This window comes from Paenibacillus sp. FSL R7-0331 (assembly GCF_000758645.1).
Classification (GTDB): domain Bacteria; phylum Bacillota; class Bacilli; order Paenibacillales; family Paenibacillaceae; genus Paenibacillus_AQ; species Paenibacillus_AQ camerounensis.
The window spans coordinates 2,477,373-2,494,651 of the sequence record NZ_CP009284.1 but is presented as its reverse complement, the minus strand read 5'-3'; the positions used below and the strand labels follow the sequence as shown (position 1 = coordinate 2,494,651).

General features: G+C 49.2%; 17 protein-coding genes and 1 tRNA gene. 4 read left to right on the top strand and 14 right to left on the bottom strand.

What is annotated here, in order from left to right; all coding sequences use genetic code 11:
• Nucleotides 1-187: 187 nt before the first annotated feature.
• The gene (locus R70331_RS10200) at nucleotides 188-853 is read right to left on the bottom strand and encodes a hypothetical protein (protein WP_231576443.1); all 666 of its coding nucleotides are present in this window, start codon (nucleotides 851-853) and stop codon (nucleotides 188-190) included.
• Between the two features lie 229 nt (nucleotides 854-1,082).
• Between R70331_RS10200 and R70331_RS10195 the strand changes: the two genes are divergently transcribed.
• On the top strand, nucleotides 1,083-1,457 hold the full coding sequence (locus R70331_RS10195; RefSeq protein ID WP_042175090.1) for a VOC family protein: 375 nt from the start codon (nucleotides 1,083-1,085) through the stop codon (nucleotides 1,455-1,457).
• Between the two features lie 63 nt (nucleotides 1,458-1,520).
• Here the strand turns inward: R70331_RS10195 and R70331_RS10190 are convergent, their stop codons facing one another.
• Nucleotides 1,521-2,072 carry a hypothetical protein gene (locus tag R70331_RS10190; RefSeq protein WP_042175086.1) on the bottom strand — a complete coding sequence of 184 codons (552 nt, stop codon included), beginning with the start codon at nucleotides 2,070-2,072 and terminating at the stop codon, nucleotides 1,521-1,523.
• Between the two features lie 94 nt (nucleotides 2,073-2,166).
• Nucleotides 2,167-3,087 (bottom strand): CPBP family intramembrane glutamic endopeptidase, encoded by a 921-nt coding sequence (locus R70331_RS10185; protein WP_052419001.1) that lies wholly within the window; start codon nucleotides 3,085-3,087, stop codon nucleotides 2,167-2,169.
• 153 nt (nucleotides 3,088-3,240) lie between these two features.
• Here R70331_RS10185 and R70331_RS10180 point away from each other — a divergent pair, with 153 nt between their 5' ends.
• A complete protein-coding gene (locus R70331_RS10180; protein ID WP_042175084.1) occupies nucleotides 3,241-3,777 on the top strand; it encodes a CDP-alcohol phosphatidyltransferase family protein in 537 nt (178 codons plus the stop codon).
• On the opposite strand, the gene R70331_RS31495 is transcribed toward R70331_RS10180, so the two are convergent.
• The 5 genes from R70331_RS31495 to R70331_RS10155 all read right to left on the bottom strand — a co-directional run bounded on the left by R70331_RS31495 (nucleotide 3,774) and on the right by R70331_RS10155 (nucleotide 8,165).
• Nucleotides 3,774-4,298, bottom strand: a complete 525-nt coding sequence (locus tag R70331_RS31495; protein ID WP_042175082.1) for a flavodoxin family protein — start codon at nucleotides 4,296-4,298, stop codon at nucleotides 3,774-3,776. The two genes, R70331_RS10180 and R70331_RS31495, sit on opposite strands and share 4 nt — an antisense overlap.
• A 21-nt stretch (nucleotides 4,299-4,319) precedes the next feature.
• Nucleotides 4,320-4,778: an FMN-binding protein gene (locus tag R70331_RS31490; RefSeq protein WP_042175079.1), complete on the bottom strand. Its 459-nt coding sequence runs from the start codon at nucleotides 4,776-4,778 to the stop codon at nucleotides 4,320-4,322.
• Between the two features lie 103 nt (nucleotides 4,779-4,881).
• Nucleotides 4,882-5,460: a TetR/AcrR family transcriptional regulator gene (locus R70331_RS10165; protein WP_042175077.1), complete on the bottom strand. Its 579-nt coding sequence runs from the start codon at nucleotides 5,458-5,460 to the stop codon at nucleotides 4,882-4,884.
• Between the two features lie 145 nt (nucleotides 5,461-5,605).
• Nucleotides 5,606-6,658 (bottom strand): LLM class flavin-dependent oxidoreductase, encoded by a 1,053-nt coding sequence (locus tag R70331_RS10160; protein WP_042175075.1) that lies wholly within the window; start codon nucleotides 6,656-6,658, stop codon nucleotides 5,606-5,608.
• Nucleotides 6,659-7,082: 424 nt separating this feature from the next.
• Nucleotides 7,083-8,165, bottom strand: a complete 1,083-nt coding sequence (locus tag R70331_RS10155) for an ABC transporter substrate-binding protein (protein WP_231576442.1) — start codon at nucleotides 8,163-8,165, stop codon at nucleotides 7,083-7,085.
• A 187-nt stretch (nucleotides 8,166-8,352) separates the two neighbouring features.
• On the opposite strand from R70331_RS10155, the gene R70331_RS10150 reads away from it, so the two are divergent.
• Nucleotides 8,353-9,468 (top strand): FecCD family ABC transporter permease, encoded by a 1,116-nt coding sequence (locus tag R70331_RS10150; RefSeq protein ID WP_442950572.1) that lies wholly within the window; start codon nucleotides 8,353-8,355, stop codon nucleotides 9,466-9,468.
• Entirely contained in the window at nucleotides 9,468-10,235 is a 768-nt protein-coding gene (locus R70331_RS10145) for an ABC transporter ATP-binding protein (protein WP_042175070.1), read from the top strand. The genes R70331_RS10150 and R70331_RS10145 overlap by 1 nt, the downstream gene beginning before the upstream one ends.
• A 103-nt stretch (nucleotides 10,236-10,338) precedes the next feature.
• On the opposite strand, the gene R70331_RS10140 is transcribed toward R70331_RS10145, so the two are convergent.
• The 6 genes from R70331_RS10140 to R70331_RS10115 all read right to left on the bottom strand — a co-directional run bounded on the left by R70331_RS10140 (nucleotide 10,339) and on the right by R70331_RS10115 (nucleotide 17,025).
• Nucleotides 10,339-10,411 (bottom strand) — tRNA-Lys (locus R70331_RS10140).
• Nucleotides 10,412-10,570: 159 nt separating this feature from the next.
• Nucleotides 10,571-11,365: a response regulator transcription factor gene (locus R70331_RS10135; RefSeq protein ID WP_042175068.1), complete on the bottom strand. Its 795-nt coding sequence runs from the start codon at nucleotides 11,363-11,365 to the stop codon at nucleotides 10,571-10,573.
• Complete coding sequence (locus R70331_RS10130) at nucleotides 11,358-13,052, bottom strand: sensor histidine kinase (protein ID WP_042175066.1); 1,695 nt, start codon at nucleotides 13,050-13,052, stop codon at nucleotides 11,358-11,360. The genes R70331_RS10135 and R70331_RS10130 overlap by 8 nt, the downstream gene beginning before the upstream one ends.
• A gap of 123 nt (nucleotides 13,053-13,175) precedes the next feature.
• Nucleotides 13,176-14,831: an ABC transporter permease gene (locus tag R70331_RS10125; protein ID WP_042175064.1), complete on the bottom strand. Its 1,656-nt coding sequence runs from the start codon at nucleotides 14,829-14,831 to the stop codon at nucleotides 13,176-13,178.
• The gene (locus tag R70331_RS10120) at nucleotides 14,828-15,934 is read right to left on the bottom strand and encodes an ABC transporter ATP-binding protein (protein WP_042175063.1); all 1,107 of its coding nucleotides are present in this window, start codon (nucleotides 15,932-15,934) and stop codon (nucleotides 14,828-14,830) included. The genes R70331_RS10125 and R70331_RS10120 overlap by 4 nt, the downstream gene beginning before the upstream one ends.
• 44 nt (nucleotides 15,935-15,978) lie before the next feature.
• Nucleotides 15,979-17,025: an ABC transporter substrate-binding protein gene (locus tag R70331_RS10115; RefSeq protein WP_042175062.1), complete on the bottom strand. Its 1,047-nt coding sequence runs from the start codon at nucleotides 17,023-17,025 to the stop codon at nucleotides 15,979-15,981.
• Between the last annotated feature and the right edge of the window lie 254 nt (nucleotides 17,026-17,279).

Sequence of the window (17,279 nt, the reverse complement as noted above, 5' to 3'; positions counted from 1 at the left end):
TGATTAATCCATTCCGGTATACGTGCTCTGACCCTGCCCTCGCATTCAACCGTTCAGTGCGGGCAGCATTTATACAGAGCACGGTTACCGGGCTTAGCTATAAGTATCCCAAACAGCAAAAAGAGACGGCAGGAATACCGTCTCTTTTTGCTGTTTCTGTTGAACCGAACTGACGAACTATTCTGTCCTATTCCAGCCCATGCTGTTTGCGGATATTGTACAAACCGGTAAGCAGCAGCTCGGATGGATCACGGTTCAGCTGGAAGTGTGTAAAGAGCAGCTGAAGCGGAATGGCACATACGTTGTTGCCGGCAGTAACAGCCGGGAAGCCGGCTTCAAATACCGGACCGTGGTCTTCATTCCAGGCCAGACCTGCATGCACCCTCTCAGGAGCGAACTCCTCTTGTACAGTCTTGATGCACAGTGGAACCACCTGATTGTCGATAACCGCCTTAGCCTCTTCCTCCGATTCCGGCTGCTTCGGAAGCGGCTTGCCGCCCTTTGTCTTCATCAGCTCGTGGAAGAAGGAGGATACCCACACTTCAGGGTTCTTGTCCGACTGGAACCGGTTCACCAGCTCGCGCAGAAAGAATCCGGTGGAATATACTTCGCCCGATTCATTTTTCACATGGTATACAAATACGGGTCCAAAAGCCGCCAGATTAATAATTTGGCTCTGCACCTCTTTAAAATACATCTTCAAAGCTACCATACCATTATGATGAACCGCTTTGACCAGCTCATTCCATTTCTCTTCAGTCATACCTGCCGGGTTATTGCTTGTCTCTTCACTTACAGTCTCATTCGCTGTTTCGTTCACTGTTTCATCCATTGTTTCGTTCTCATTATTCATTCGTATTCTCACCCCGCTATCTATCATACCATCAACCGGCCCCGGGTAAAATATAATCCTCAGCCTTAGCATCAGCCGGAGAGCCGGCATATGCATAATAAACCCTGTAATGACGGGCTTCCCGCCGGTTCTGCGTCGTATTTTTACAATACAGTGAAAACTATTTCCTGTAAAATATTTATAGAATCTTCCGCTCAAATACTAACGATACCTGTAAAGGAGCTTTCCGATGCTTATTCCGCAATTGTATTTAAACGGCCGCACAAACGAGGCAATCAGGCTGTACGCACAGGCTTTTAACAGTACTGCAGATTCGGTAATGTATGATCCGGAGCAGAAGCCTGAAACCTTTGTCATTCACGCAGAAATGCACATTCTGGGCCAGCGGGTCATGCTGAGCGATTATGGCGGTACAGCCGGTTATCCGGCAGAATCAGTCCAGGAGCTAGTTGCCATTTTTGAGCATGAGGCTGCCCTGAAACAGGCTTACGAAAGCATCAGGAATGGAAGCACAACCCTTACTCCGCTTGGTCCGGCTTTTTACAGTCCGTGCATGGTGCAGTTTGCTGATGCTTTTGGCGTCCGCTGGTGCTTCATGGTGTAATCCCGGCATGCAAAAACACCTTCACAGCGGGAGCTGTGAAGGTGTAGCACACTAAGCCGTTTCTTATTTGGCAGCTTTGGCTGCATCAAGAATCGCTTTCAGATAACCGTGGGTATCCACAAGTGTTGCGCCGCTTACTGCGTCAACTACCTGCTCGGCCGATTTGTAGGTCAGTGTCTGTTCCAGGGATTTGATCGTTCTGCCGGTCGCGAACTTCTCAATCGCTGCCAGGTTCTTATCATAAGCTACAGTGGAGCCTGCTGCTTCTGCCATGTGCTCGCTGTAGTATTTGGAGTTGGATTTCTTGGAAGCCAGAACGACCTTTGGATCTTTGTAGTTCTGTCCAAAATCCTTATCAGAGTTAGGTACACCCTTAGCCACATCTGTGCTCAGGAACTGGTAATCATCCAGCGAAGCTGCTACGATAACGCCATTCTGAACGACGGCGACAGCTACTGTAAAGCACTTGGTTCCATGGGCTGCTGCCTCAACACGGCCCACCTTCAAAGGCGCACTTGCTGCAGAAGATACGTTGTTAAGTGCACCACTATTGCCTACGCCTACAAGTGCCAGTGAGATTCCAGCCACCAGCATTAGTTTTGTAACTTTTTTCACAAACATTCCCCCAGTCATGTTATAAAAAACGCTTACACCCTATTTTTATCAAATTCTAGCGCTAAACTCTGTTACAAATGTTACTAGAAATATGTTAATTCGTGGAAGTCAAGGGCGCCTGTTGCCGGCACCACAATATAGCCACAATAATAATGCCCAACATTAGCACAAAAGTTGTAACCGCTCCTCCCTCCGGACCAAACGCTCCGCCTGTAAAAAACGCCGGTCCCGTCAGATTCATTCCTAAAAGCGTCCGCCCGTTGTCCGCAAACCCGCTTACCGGAAATCCGTAAAGATTGCCAAGCGTAACATTCCAGGCAAAGTGCATACCGCAGACTCCCCAAATATGTTTAGTAACGATCGCATAGCCGGCAAAAAACAATCCGGATAAGATCAGATTAATAAAAGATAACACTGTAACCCCGGAGCTGAACAGATGAAAGAACCCGAATATGACCGAAGATAATAGTATTGCAGCAGCAGGTGTGCTTTCCTTCGCCAGCATGGGAATTAACCAGCCTCTTACCGCCAATTCCTCCGCTGCGCTCTGAACCATCCATCCGAGAGCAATGACAGCTGCCAGCGGTGTAAGGGCTGTCCAATGATGAGCCTCCACCTGCACCATGCCCAAGCTAAGTAATATTGCAGTGACCGCTGAAATCGCACCGAACCCGGTGAGAAAGCCTGTCCAATAAGCTCTTAACGGTTTTGCCGTGTGAAATCCCACTGACCTGAGCGGACGTTTCTCGACTATGTTGATCCATAAATAAAATAAAACCAGTTGTACACTGCATATGATAAACTTCCGGTACTCCTGAATTGTGCTTTCACCCAGCCCCAAGGATTGAACCAGGCTATACGAAACTCCTGAATAAACCCAACGCCCTGCAGTCAGGCTCCCCATCCATAATACAAAATATAGCGGTACCAGCACATAAAGATTAATCTTAAGCCTGCTCGCTTTCGCTCCGGCAAATAACGGATTTACTCTTAAGACCTCATCTAATCTGCGCATTCATTCACCAACTTATATACATTATTGTTATTTTTACCCTATCACAGAAATAGAAAGCTCAGCTATAATAAAAGTCCCCCATCGTTCCATAACATTAGCAGCATCCTGTTAAAAGAACACTCCCGCACATAAATATTCCTATTTGGAGGCGCAATGACCAGACATATCCCTAACATACTCACTGTCATGAGGATGATCGGCTCTCTCTGCCTGTTGTTCCTGGAACCGTTGTCCGGCTTGTTTCTTGTTGTCTATACCTTGTGCGGGGCGAGTGATGCGCTGGACGGCTATATTGCCCGCAAAACAAAGAGCGCCAGTGAAGCTGGCGCGAGTCTGGATAGTATGGCTGACTTCCTTTTTATAGGCGTGTTACTGCTGGTATTCCTCCCGCTCCTGCATTTACCCGTTTGGTTGATATACTGGATAGCCGGCATTGCCGTCCTCCGCGGCGCTTCTCTGCTGACCGGGTGGCTCAGATACCGTACGCTGGCGTTCATTCATACCTATGCCAATAAGGCAACCGGTCTGCTGCTCTTCGGCTTTCCGTTTTTGTACAGTCTATTGGAACTGACTATAACCTCAAGTATAATATGCGGATTTGCGAGCCTCTCAGCAATCGAAGAGCTGACAATCAATCTAACGTCAAAAGAGCTGTCAAGGAATGTCCGGGGTTATCATTGGAAAAGTTAAAGAGTCTCCCTCAATGCTTCCACAACTGTCTGGGTTAATCGTTCGAGATCCCCGGAGTTTAGCCGGTACGCGGAGGTTTCTTGGCGGTCAGCGGGCTGATGCTTGTTCGGCAAAAGGTCAGCAATATGCAGGTCCAGAAGTACAGCAGGGTCTGCCCCAGTTCTTTTTCTGAGCTCTTGCAGCAGCTTGGGGTTGGCTCCGTCTGCCCCGCCGCTAATGGACAGGAAGCCATACCGGTGCGGGTGTGATTTGAGATGCTTCAAATAAGCACGGAGCGGGGCAGCCACATGTCCCATCCAGACCGGGCCTACAAAAAGGATCATGTCATAGGTCCCCAGCTGATCCGGTGCCGGCTTCACCCGCGGTGCCCTGTTCAACATCATGTCTATGATAATAGCTCCCGTCGTCCGGGGCTTAGGTTCCTTAATACGGATATGTGTTGTCGATAGCGCTTTTGCCACATTCACTGCTAGTGCTTCATTATTACCGGTGAACGAATACGAAATGATTGCCACACTCATGTGAATCCCCCTCAGCATGTATTATTTAATCCTCGCCTGCTCTAACGCATGTTCTAATGCCTTAAGGTGAGTTTTCGAGGTCAGCGTTGCCCCGCTAATGGCATCCACCAGCAGTGATTGCCTCTGAAGCACAGTGCCAAACAAATCAACAATGCTCAGCCCTTCCTTCAGCTCCAGTGGTTTGCCCGTTTTATCCACTGCTCCCTTAAGAATGCGGATCTCCGAGACCCGTCCGGCAGAGACTGTTACCTGCACTTCAGCATCTCTCAGATGATTCAATGTGCCGCTATATTCTCCCGTGTAGCTTCCGTCCTGCAGCTTGCTGAAATCAATTGCACCTATGCTAAGCTGCCGGATTTCCCGCCTTCCTGCTGCATCGTAGAGCATCCCTGTTAAGGTTATGACTGCAATCAGCCCTAAGATGACCAGCACAAATGTCCTTTTTTTGTTTCCACTCCTTCTGCTAACAATTTTGCGCATCTCACACTCCCCTTCTCTTTAATGTATGCAGAGCCATTGTAATGAATGAATATATTTTTATTCATTCATTATGGTGTATATAATAACTGCCCCTTAGTTCTGTTTAGGGACAGTCTGTCAGACCCTTCATGATTAATTCCGTCATACATTCCAGAAGCTGCGGAAAATAATCCAACCCGATCTCTTCCTTATGAGTGTCTACGCTCGTAATTGCAGCAAAAATCATCATAATCATTTTGCTGTCAATGTCACTGCGCATCCTGCCTTCTGCTTGCCACTGCCTTACAATTTCAAGAAAGCTGTCATACATAAAATCAGCCGCCTGCATGCCCTTTTCCTCACGGAACAGCTGCTCGATTTTTGCAGAGACACCTTTGTTGTACCATTCCTTTAGAATAGGATTTGCCATTATGCCTTCTGTATTGAGCGCCATCATTTGCTGTACTACGGTTAGCGGACTTTGGCTCATGTCGAGTGATTGTAAACAGCTTTTTTTAAGCTTTGCATTCTCCTCCAGAAAAATATCCATGAAGAGCTTTTCCTTTGAGCCATAATAGTTATAAAAGGTTCCCACCGCCATGCCCGTCTTCTTGGCAATGTCCGATATATTCGTATCCTTAAAGCCTTTGCTGCTGAACAAATCTTTTGCAGCGTCATAAATTAGTTTCTTTTTATCTTCCACTGATGACCTCTCCATGAATGAATATTTATTTTTTCATTCATATCCTATAATCTGGAGCTAATAATGTCAAGGCAATCGATCATAAATACTGTGAATTGTACCGCCCGCTGACAGCAAAAAAACGGCATTTCTGCCGTTTCTTCTATTATACTTCCCTCTCCCAGCGTGCAATTTCCTCCCGTACCAGCGGAGCCACCTCTGTTCCAAGCAGGCGGATGGACTCCATCACCTCACTGTGGGCCATCGTCCCGTGGGGGACATGCAGGAGGAATCTGGTGATTCCGACTTCTTTGCGTAACTGAATGATTTTGTCCGCGACCGTACGCGGATCGCCGACGAATAACGCGCCTTCCGGGCTGACTGCCGCATCATAATCTGCACGGGTATACGGCGGCAGGCTTTTTTCAACCGCCCGGACATTTGTTCTGGCATAGGTTGACGGAAAGAACTGTTCAACCGCCTTCGGCGTACTCCCGGCAACAAAGCCATGCGCATGTGCCGCAACCGGCAGCTTGGCGTAATCATGGCCTGCTGCTGCTGCTGCCTCTTTATACAGCTTCACCTGCGCGGCAAAATCCAGCGGGCGGACAGGTCCGATCATCGCCAGCGCAAACGGCAGACCGAGCGCACCCGTGCGAACCGCAGATTCCGGGCTTCCCGCACTGGCAATCCAGACCGGAAGAGGGTCCTGTACAGGACGCGGATATACCGGCAGATTATGTATAGCGGGTCTGTGCTTACCTTCCCACGTCACATATTCAGACTGCTGAAGCTTCATCAGGAGATCGAGCTTTTCTTCAAACAGACTCTCATAATCCTTCAGATCACAGCCGAATAGCGGAAACGATTCTATAAATGAACCCCGGCCGACCATAATTTCGGCCCGTCCGTTACTTAATCCGTCCAAGGTGGCAAAATCCTGGTACACCCGCACCGGGTCAGCCGATGACAGAATCATCACCGCACTGGTCAGGCGGATATTACTTGTCAGGCCCGCTGCCGCTGCCATCACCACTGCCGGAGAGGAAGCGGCAAAGTCCGGCCGGTGATGCTCCCCGACACCATACACGTCAAGCCCGACCTGGTCGGCCAGCACGATTTCTTCTACTACTTCACGCAGCCGTTCTGCATGGCTCATAGTCTTACCTGTAACCACATCCGGTGTGGTCTCCACAAATGTACTAATACCCAGTTCCACGTTCTGTTCCCCCAAGCTGTTGTTATATATCACTATCATTTTTTACTATTTCATCATTCTATCTCTAAATTGCTGAATATTCAAAATTAATATTTACTATATAAATTGAATTGAAACTTTATAAATAAAATTTGGCCGTGACTCCAGAGAATATTTGGACTTCCGGCCGCTGTTGTCTGCAGATTTCTTTTATTTATCCCCGTTGTTAACGGTAGAAATCCGCAGACAGCTTATGCTTCCGAAGTGAGCTTTTCTGCGAAAAGCTTTCAGGCGGTCGCTAACGCTCCTACAGTTCCAAAATTCCCCTCCGCCACTTTTCTTTTTTTATGTTTTTCAAATTCAATTTATATAGAAACCAAGCCGCAGCAAAAAGCAGGTCAGGCAGCTATTGCGCTGCCTGACCTGCTTTTCATAGATTCCTGTCTTACTGGTTAGCCAGAATATCGGACAGCAGCTTTTCAGCACCGTCAAAGATAGAATAGCTGTAGCCCCAGAACTGGTTGAAGTCGATCAGGTAAATTGCTTTGTTCTTGATGGCATTCAGGCTTTGCAGCGATGGGTCTGCATAGAAGGCTTTCAGCGTCTCCTGCGGGTCAACACCTCCGGTGTAGACAGAGAGCAAGAGTACATCCGGGTTGGTAGCAAGCAGTTGTTCTTTGCTAACATCACCGGTAACGTCACCGAAGCTGTTCGTAATGCCCAGCAGACCGAGCACATCGCCGGCAAAGGTATCGATATTACCACTGTAAATCGCAATTGCACCGTTTCCGCCGTCGGATACATAAGCAAAGGTCTTCGCATTGCTGGCTGCAGCTTGATCTTTAATCGTCTGAGCACGCTGTTTCAGCTCCCCGATATAAGCAGCAGCATTCTCCTGCACATCAAAGATCTGGCCGATCTGTTCAATGTCCTTATACAGGCTGTCCAGCGTAGCACCCTTTACGCTGGTATTCTGCAGATAGGTTTGGATGCCAAGCCCGTTTAAGCCCTCAACGGTTCCAACTCCCCAGTCCGCATCCGCGAACAGGTCAGCACGTCCCAGTACCAGGTCCGGGCTTGCTCCGACAACCAGCTCTTTGCTGGCATAATTCTCGGAGATTACAGGGATTTTCTTGAACTCTTCCTGGACAGAAGGGTCACCTGCACCATACAGCGCAGCAACGCCTACCATTTTGTCAGTCAAGCCCAGTTTGATTAAGAGCTCAGCGGCACCCTGAGTATTGGCAACGACTTTCTCAGGCGCTTTGTCAAAGGTTACGGATTTGGCTGTCCATTCAGTGCCCTCACCGTTATTCGTATAATTCTCAATAGTCAGCGGATAAACTGTGCTTGTACTTGGAGCAGCAGCCGGAGCCTCTGTGGCCTCAACAGCTGTATTAGCTGCAGGCGCTGCCGTTGCAGCCGATGCATTCTCATTTTTCGTGTTAGAAGAGCATGCTGAAAGAATCCCTACCAGCAGCAAAACCGCCAGCAGCGGCATAAATCGTTTTAAGCTTTTCTTCATCATTCCTATCCCCTTTTCTATATGTCTGGTACACAGCCTTGCCAGAGTTGGCACAACCTTCCGTTCTGCAAGGAATACAATCGTAGAATATAGAAAGCTGGTGCATATGTCAATGATAATAATTCTCATTGACAACGATTCTCAACATACGGTATATTTTAAATTAAAACTTTATAATTAAGGAGTCTATATGAATGTCATGCAAACCGAGCTAGCCGCGCAGCCGGCAGCCAAGCAATCTATCATCAATAGCCGTTACGGATTCACTGCTATTATAATTGTTCTGCTGGTTATTACGGTTCTGTCGGCGGGTGCTGCCGTCTCCTTTGGACAGGTGGAAATCCCCGTCTCCCAATCCTACCGGATTCTGTTACACCAGATTACCGGCATTCAGATTGGAGATGTGCAGGATCTGACTACCGGATCTTTTGTAGATATCATCTGGAAAATCCGGTTCCCGCGTGTTCTTATGGCCCTGTTCATCGGTGCAGGCCTTACGCTGTGCGGAACGATTATGCAGGCTGCTGTACAAAATCCGCTTGCTGATCCTTACATACTTGGTATTTCCTCAGGCGGTTCGCTTGGTGCAACCTTCGCTATTCTGGTCGGCTTTGGGACAATGGGCTTTCTGGGGCAGACCGGCGTAGCCTTCTGGGCCTTTGCCGGAGCCGTCGGTGCTTCCCTTCTCGTGCTGCTCCTGGCCAATGCCGGAGGTAAAATGACTTCGGTCAAGCTCGTGCTCGCCGGCATGGTCATCAATGCGCTATGCACCGCTTTTGCCAATTTCATCGTCTATTTCGCCAACAATGCCGAAGGTATTAAGACCGTTACTTTCTGGACCATGGGCAGCCTGGCCGCCTCAAGCTGGGATAAGCTGCCGCTGATTGCCGTATCCATAACACTTGCCTCTGTTTTTTTCCTGATGCAGTTCCGCGCCTTGAATGCCATGCTGCTTGGAAATGAAGCGGCTGTTACGCTGGGAATCTCGCTGGGTGCTTACCGTAGAGCCTATATGATCCTCACTGCACTGATTACCGGTATTATGGTTGCAAGCTGCGGAATGATCGGCTTCGTCGGCCTGATTATCCCCCATCTGATCCGGGGTCTGGTCGGCTCTGACCACCGCAGGCTGCTCCCGGCTTCAATCCTGTTCGGAGCTATCTTCATGATCTGGACTGACGTGATTGCCCGGACCATTGTTCCGAATGTGGAGCTCCCGATCGGGATTATCACCGCCCTGATTGGTGCGCCGATGTTCATGTATATGCTGGTCAAAAAAGGCTACGCGTTTGGAGGCAAATCATAATGGATTTAAATGTTGAACGTCTGGCGGTCTCTTTTTCCAATGTTAATATTGTCAAGGATGTATCGCTCAAGGTCCGTAACAAACAATTCGTCGGTCTGATCGGACCGAACGGCTGCGGCAAATCCACGCTTCTGAAGAGTATTTACAAAGTCATTAAGCCTAAGCAGGGGAACGTCTTCCTATCTGATCTGGACGTAATCAAAGCAAGCCCGAAAGCGGTCGCGCAAAAGCTGGGCGTCGTCGGCCAGTTCAACGAGCTGAGCTTCGACTTCACTGTCCGTGAGATGGCTGCAATGGGCCGGACGCCGCATAAGGGGATGCTTGAGACAGACAACCGTCAAGACCATGAAATCGTGACCTCCGCCTTGCGCATGGTTAATCTGGAAGGCCATTCTGAGCGCAGCTACAATTCCCTGTCAGGCGGCGAGAAGCAGCGTGTCATTCTGGCCCGTGTGCTGGCACAGCAGCCGGAATTCATGATTCTTGACGAGCCGACTAACCACCTGGACATCAAATATCAGCTGCAGATCCTGAACATCGTCAAAAAGCTGGACATCGGCATACTCGCCGCACTCCACGACCTTACACTTGCTGCCGAATACTGCGATTATCTGTATGTGATGAAGCAGGGTCAGGTTGCGGCCAGCGGCAGACCGGAGGATATCCTCACCAAGGAGCTGATCGGCCAGGTCTTTGACGTGGCCTGCGAAACCTACCGCAATCCGGTTACCGGGGCGCTGGGCATTGCATATCTGGAAACCAGATGATCTGTGTATAATAAAGAGCGCCTCCCTTTGCTTTAACGGAGGCGCTCTTTTAGAGATATAAAAGAACAGCAAAAAAACGGCATCGCTGCCGTTCTTTATGTGATGGACTCTCAGGGGCTCGAACCCTGGACAAATAGATTAAGAGTCTACTGCTCTACCAACTGAGCTAAGAGTCCACAATATGTAGGCTGTTAACAACCTTTGTTCTCAAAAGGAACTCTTATAATATACCTCGTGGCGATATAAATGTCAACTGTTTATTTTGCAGCTGCCTGGGCTCACTCTGCCGGGCAGCTGCAATGCCTTTCCCGGTACAACGATCCTCAACCGTTCAATCAAAGGTCTACCTCTCCCCTGCCAAATCTCTCCTGATAATAGCTTGGGGTACATCCCGCGTATTTCTTGAAGATGGCTATAAAATATTTGTAATCCTTATAGCCTACATCAGCAGCAATTGCATATACCTTGTCCTCGCCGCTGCTCAGCAGATCCATTGCTTTTTGAATGCGGTAACGGTTCAGAAAATCGTTGAAGGTATAGGTTGTTTCACTTTTGAATGTCCGGTTTAGATACGTGGCGCTTACGCCCAGGCTTTCAACCAGATCCTTAATGCCGATTTTCTCCGCATAATGCTCCTGGACATATTGGATCATTCTGGATACATAGCGGGACGACTTCCCCGGCAGCTTCACAACAGACGCCTGCAGCAGCTCCCCGTTTCCGGCTCCGGAAGTTACCATCGCATTATACTGGCGTTTCATTTCCAGCTGGCTCTTAGCACGCTCTAGTGCAGCTGATAACTGCTCCTGTTCCAGCGGCTTCAGCAAATACTCGGTAACCCCCAGCCGGATAGCATCCTTGGCCAGCCTGAATTCATCGTAGCCGGACAGGATAATATAGCTGCAATCCGATTCCTCCACACTATGCTCAATCATGGATATCCCGTCCATCAGCGGCATATTTACATCAACAATCACAATATCAGGATGAAGCAGCGCGATCTGGCGGAGTCCCTCCTCACCGTTCTCTGCTTCACCAACCACCACACACCCGGCCCCCATCCAGTCAAAGGTAAACCGCAGACCTTTACGGATCATCTCTTCATCCTCTACCAGCAGCACCTTAAACATCCGCTTCCTCCTTCCTGTACGGCAGTACAAAAGTAACCCGGGTTCCTTCGCCCTGAATACTGTCAATCTGAATGCCATAACGTTCCCCGTACATCAGCACAAGCCGCCGGTGCAAATTATGCAGCCCGATATGCGGGGCACGGTTATCCTGAGACGCCATAATGGCCCGTACCTCCTCCAGCCGTTCGCTGCTCATCCCTCCCGCATTATCCTTCACCTCAAGAAGCAGATCCGCACCCTGCACACGGCCTGTCACTGTAACGGCAACAGTCTGGCGCTGGCGGTAGCCGTATTTAATTGTATTCTCGATGACCGGCTGCAGCATCAGCCTGGGAACCAGTGCAGTCTTGGCCGCCTGGCTTACCTCTTCCCGGTAATGGAGCCTGTCCTTGAACCTTATCTGCTGCAGCTTCATGTACCCGGCAATATACTCCAGATCATCGCCAAGCATAACATGGTCCTTTTCGTTGCCAATGCTGTAGCGCAGATGTCTGGAAAGAGTAAGTACCATATCCTGAGCGAGCTTGTTGTCTACAACAATAGCGTAGCGAAGCGTCTCCAGCACATTAAATATAAAATGCGGATGAAATTGCGACTGCAGGTGCTTAACCTCAATAACCCTGCGCAAATCGGACAGCTCCACATTCTGGGCGACGAGCTCATTCAGTCGCTGCAGCATCTGATTATATTGGCTCGCAAGCGTCTCGAACTCATCCCCGGTCCCGATATAGACGTAAGAGTCCATGTTGCCTGACTCCAGCTCTCTGACGGCATAGATCAGCTTATCTATTGCCCGTGACTGGCGCGTGGAGATAATGCGGGCAGAATATTGAATAACAAGCCATAGCAGCAGACTAGCCATTATAAAAAATACAGCCAGTGACCAATAGGCACTATGATTCCCCTCAGCAGCGCTTAACGTGTATACTCGCCACTGGGACAACGGTATGTATGTTTCTTTACTATAATACTTCCCCTTATCTATCCACACGTAGCCCTTAGAATCGCTGGACAGGCTGTATTTATTCATCAGCCCCTGCGTCAGATTATTCGTAGTGGCAATAATGGTGCGGTAAGGATCTGTAACCACGGCAATTTCGTTATTCTGCACAAAGATCAGCTTCTGCAGATCTAATTCATACAGCTGATAGATCAGATAACCGAGCACTGCCCCTCCGTTACGGATTTCATGGGCAAAGGTATAGGCGGTATAACGGTCATGCGAGAATCGGATATGATTGGTTTCGGCAAGGAGAGGCAAGCCTTGGCTGTGCATCCGCCGGGCAATCGCCTGCAGCGCGAGATCAGACGGTTCATCATTATAGTTGGCAGAGGAGGCCATGATCATCCCGTCAGCACCGATTATATACATAATGCTTTTTACCTGCTGCCGGTTATTAAAGCCGTAAAACCGCTCAAATACCTCCGGACCGTGATTCCGTGACCCGGCAAAAGAAATTACCGTTTCCAGCGCTGCAGCTTCACTTATCTCCTTAATGTAGGAGCTGTAGACTGCCTCCATCGACGATTTAATCTGTTTGCCTGCTTCCGCCGTCTGGCTGACCAGCACAAACCGGGAATTGATCATCATGAACACTAGAAACAGCACAAACAAAATGGAAATCGGCACAAGGGTATGCAGCAGAAACATCCGGCGCAGCGAATCCTTGAAGCTCCGTTTTACCATTGTGCCACTCCCTCTCTAATTCGTCCTACTATCATAACCGACTGCCCGGATTCACGAAACCATTCCGGCCGGCATCCTGAAGATGAACAAAAGCCGGCCCGCTTACGCAGGACCGGTTCACTGTTACATGGTTACTTCTTTTTTGCCGGAAAGCTTGAAGAACAGCAGCAGGGAGACCACAGTAATGGCTGTCAGCAGGGTTGACAGGGCGGCTGCAACCCCGTAATTGCCGCGTACAACCTCTGTGTAGACAGCAACCGTCATCGTCCGGGTATTTCCCGTGTACAGAATAATGGAGGTACTGAGCTCTGTTATAATGCTTATCCAGCTGATGATGGCTCCGGCGAATACACCTGAGATCATCATCGGCACGGTAATCTTGAAGAATGTCCGCATCGTGGAGGCTCCAAGGCTGATTGCCGCTTCTTCAATGCTGTCATTCACCTGATGGAGCACTGCAGCGCTGGAGCGGATCGTGTAGGGCAGACGCCGGATAACAAAGGCGGCAATCAGAATAACGGTGGTTCCGCTCAGTACCAGCGGCTCCTTGTTGAAGGTAACCAGCAGGGCGATCCCGAGAATGGAGCCCGGCACGATATAGGGCAGCATCGTGAAGGTATCCAGGACATTCGCAACTGCACCTTTGCGCTTTACTGTTACATAAGCGATCAGTACGGCAGCAAGCGTGATAATAATGATTGTAATACTGGCCATCATAAAGGTGTTGTAGATGGAATCGCCAACTTTAGAGAAGGCTGCACGATAGCTGTCGAGAGAGTATCCGTCCACAAATATTTTACCGGAGGTTTTGAGGAATGACGTATACGCTACATATCCCTGCGGCAGCAGTGCCAGTAGGGTGAACAGATAAACGTAGGCGTGGGCTGCCAGATTAGCGAACCCTTTGAGCTTCTTAGGTTCAATCGGATTCAGCGCACTCATGCTGTATGATTTCCGGTTAGCCACGAACTTCTGCAGCAGAAATACAGCAACGGCGAACAGAACTACTATAACACTGATCGCAGCAGCAAAGCCGTCATCGCCTCCAACCTCACTGATAAACTCATTAAAGATCAGCACCGGTACGGTCCGGTACCCTTCACCGATCAGCATCGGTGTGCCGAAATCGGCAAATGCCCTCATAAAGACCAGAAGTCCTCCGGCGAGTAAGGTCGGTGTGATCAGCGGTACGAGTATTTTCCACATTTTCCGCAGACCCGTGCAGTTCATGCTTTCTGCTGCTTCCATCAGCGAGTTGTCGACATTCTTGAGCGCCCCTGATACATACATAAAAATCAGCGGGGACAGCTGCAGGGTCAGCACAAGCAGGATGCCGGAAAAGCCATAAATATCAGGCATACGGATACCGAATACACTGGATAAGAAAGTGGTAATTACCCCGCTGCGCCCGAGCAGCAGGATCCATGCGTATGCGCCGATAAACGGAGCTGACATGGAGGAGATTAGAATCAGGATACGGACCGTTGCGCTTCCTTTAATTTTGGCAACCGTCATAATGTAAGCCAGCGGACCAGCCACCAGGATGGACAGCAGCGTGACACTTACCGTCACCTTTATGCTGTTCCATACCGCGTTCATATAATAGGCTTTACTGAAGAATTTATGAAAGTATGCGAGCGAGAACTCGCCGGTTGTCCCGTCAAAGAAGCTTTTGATCAGCAGCATGAATAAAGGCAGTGCCAGGAATACAAGATATCCGGCAAAAATAATAAAGGTAATCAGCGACCAGATGTCCAGGCGCTTCATGCGGCCGCTCATAAGTGCGCTCCCCGGTTCAGATTGCGTTCGCCGGACGCATCATAGACATTGACTGTTCCTGAAAGGATAGCCAGCGTAACCTTCCGGCCGATATCCACTACCGTGCTTACGGCCGACTGCTGAATGATTTCTACTTCCTGCCCGTTTTCGAGCTCGACGACCAGATGTGTATTCAGTCCCAGAAAGACATTATTGACAACCTTTCCGGTGAGTCCCTGCCCGTCCTCCGAGAGAACAAATTCCTCAGGCCGGACTGAAATTCTGACTTCTACCGCACCAGCAGACGTCACTTCTGGCAGCAGCTCCGGCATCTCAAGTGTATAGCTGCTGCCAATACGAAGAACCGCCTTGCCTTCAGCACCTGCCTCCAGCTGTGCCTCGATTACATTTGTCCGTCCTATAAACGTTGCGACGAACAGGTTAGCCGGACGCTGGTAGACATCCCTTGGGGTTCCTACCTGCTGGATGATACCGGATTTCATCACTGCAATCCGGTCTGATACTGCCATCGCCTCTTCCTGATCATGCGTTACATAGACCGTGGTAATTCCAACCTCGCGCTGAATCCGCTTAATGGCATTACGCATGTCGACACGGAGCTGGGCATCCAGATTGGAGAGCGGCTCGTCCATGAGCAGCACATCCGGATTAATGACGATGGCCCGGGCCAGGGCTACCCGCTGCTGCTGTCCGCCTGACAGGTTTTTGGGCATCCTGTTTTTGTACACTTCGATCTGTACCGTATCCAGAATTTCCTTTACTCTGCGCTGCTGCTCCTCCTTGCTGACTTTACGGTTCTGCAGCCCGAATGCAACATTCTCAGCGACATTTAAATGCGGAAAGATTGCATAATTCTGAAACACCATGCCGATATTCCGTTTGCCCGGCGGAACGGTATTCATCACCTTATCATTGAACCCAAGATCCCCGCCTTCAATACTGTTGAAGCCTGCCACCATCCGCAGCAGGGTCGTTTTCCCGCAGCCCGAAGGACCCAAAAGGGTGAAGAACTCACCCTTTTGAATGTCCAAGGACAGCTCGGGGATAACGGTTGTGTCGCCATATTTTTTAACAATGTCCTTGAAGGATATCGCAACGCTCATGTTATACACCCGCTTTCGTTCTAATTAGCTGTACTTATTCCGAATTATTCCGCTATATCGGTAAAGAGCTCCGTGTAACGCTCCACAATGGCCGCTTTATTCTCTGCAACATACGCTACATCCTCATCAATGACCTGGATTTGCTCAATCGGTGTCATGAAGTCGCCAATCGCTGCATCTGTGCGCAAAGGCCGGTTAGTCGTCTCCTGTCCAAGGGCATCCTGCCCTTCTTTGGAGATCAGAAAATCAATGAACTTCTTGGCATTGTCCTGGTTTGGCGAGCCCTTTACAACTCCGGCTACTGCATCCAGGAATACTGTTCCTTCTTCAGGATAGACAACCTTTACCGGGGCACCGTCTCTGACATAGCTGACTGCCGGATCTTCGTAGGTTAACGCTACTACATATTCACCGTCTGCTACGCTTTTGTGCGCTTTGCTGGAGCCGCCGGCAATTTTACCATCCAGATTCTCCAGAAGCTTCGCTACATAATCCCAGCCTGCTTCAGAGGTATAATCCCCGCCCATTGCTTTTAGCATATTAGTCAGCTGCGCAAATGCTGAGCTGGAGTTGGCAGGGTCAGCCATCGCAATCTTGCCCTTCAGCTCCGGATTCAGCAGATCCTCATAGCCGTTAATCTCAATGCTGCCTGCCAGATTTGTATTCACCAGCAAGACGCTGCCATCCGAGACGTACGAGGTCATAATGCCTGTTGTATTCGTATGCCCTTCAAGTAAATCCTTATCATTAGGTGACACGTATTCCTCGAACAGATCTGCATTATCGTTAAACAAGGCGTATGCTCCGCCGAACATGACGTCAGCATACGGGTTGGATTTCTCTGACTGAATCCGCTTGATCAGCTCACCGCTGCCTGCCGATACCAATTCCACTGTAATGCCTGTCTGCTTCTCAAATGCAGGAACAAGTGCATTGATCATCGCTTCACTGTTCGGTGTATAGACCACCAGCTTGCTGGATGAACCGCTGCTGGAGCCCGACGCCGCTTCATCTGTTTTGTTACCACCGCATGCAGACAGCACCAGCACCACCATTGTCATAATAATTGACACGCTTAACCATTTTCTCATTTCCTGCTCACCCCTTATATGAATATAGGTCTATTTTAGCAGCTTAGAAATTCATTTAAATCCTATTATTCGACAAAATCATCTAAAATGCACAACTTAATGTCACTTTATATAACACACAAATACATTTTAAGGAAAAATAATACTGATTGATTAATATAACATCAATCTCCCCTAGATGAACTGCGCTTAGACACCCGGGCTTTCAGCACGTGCAAATTGACGTATAATGAATACAGCGGACATGTCACATG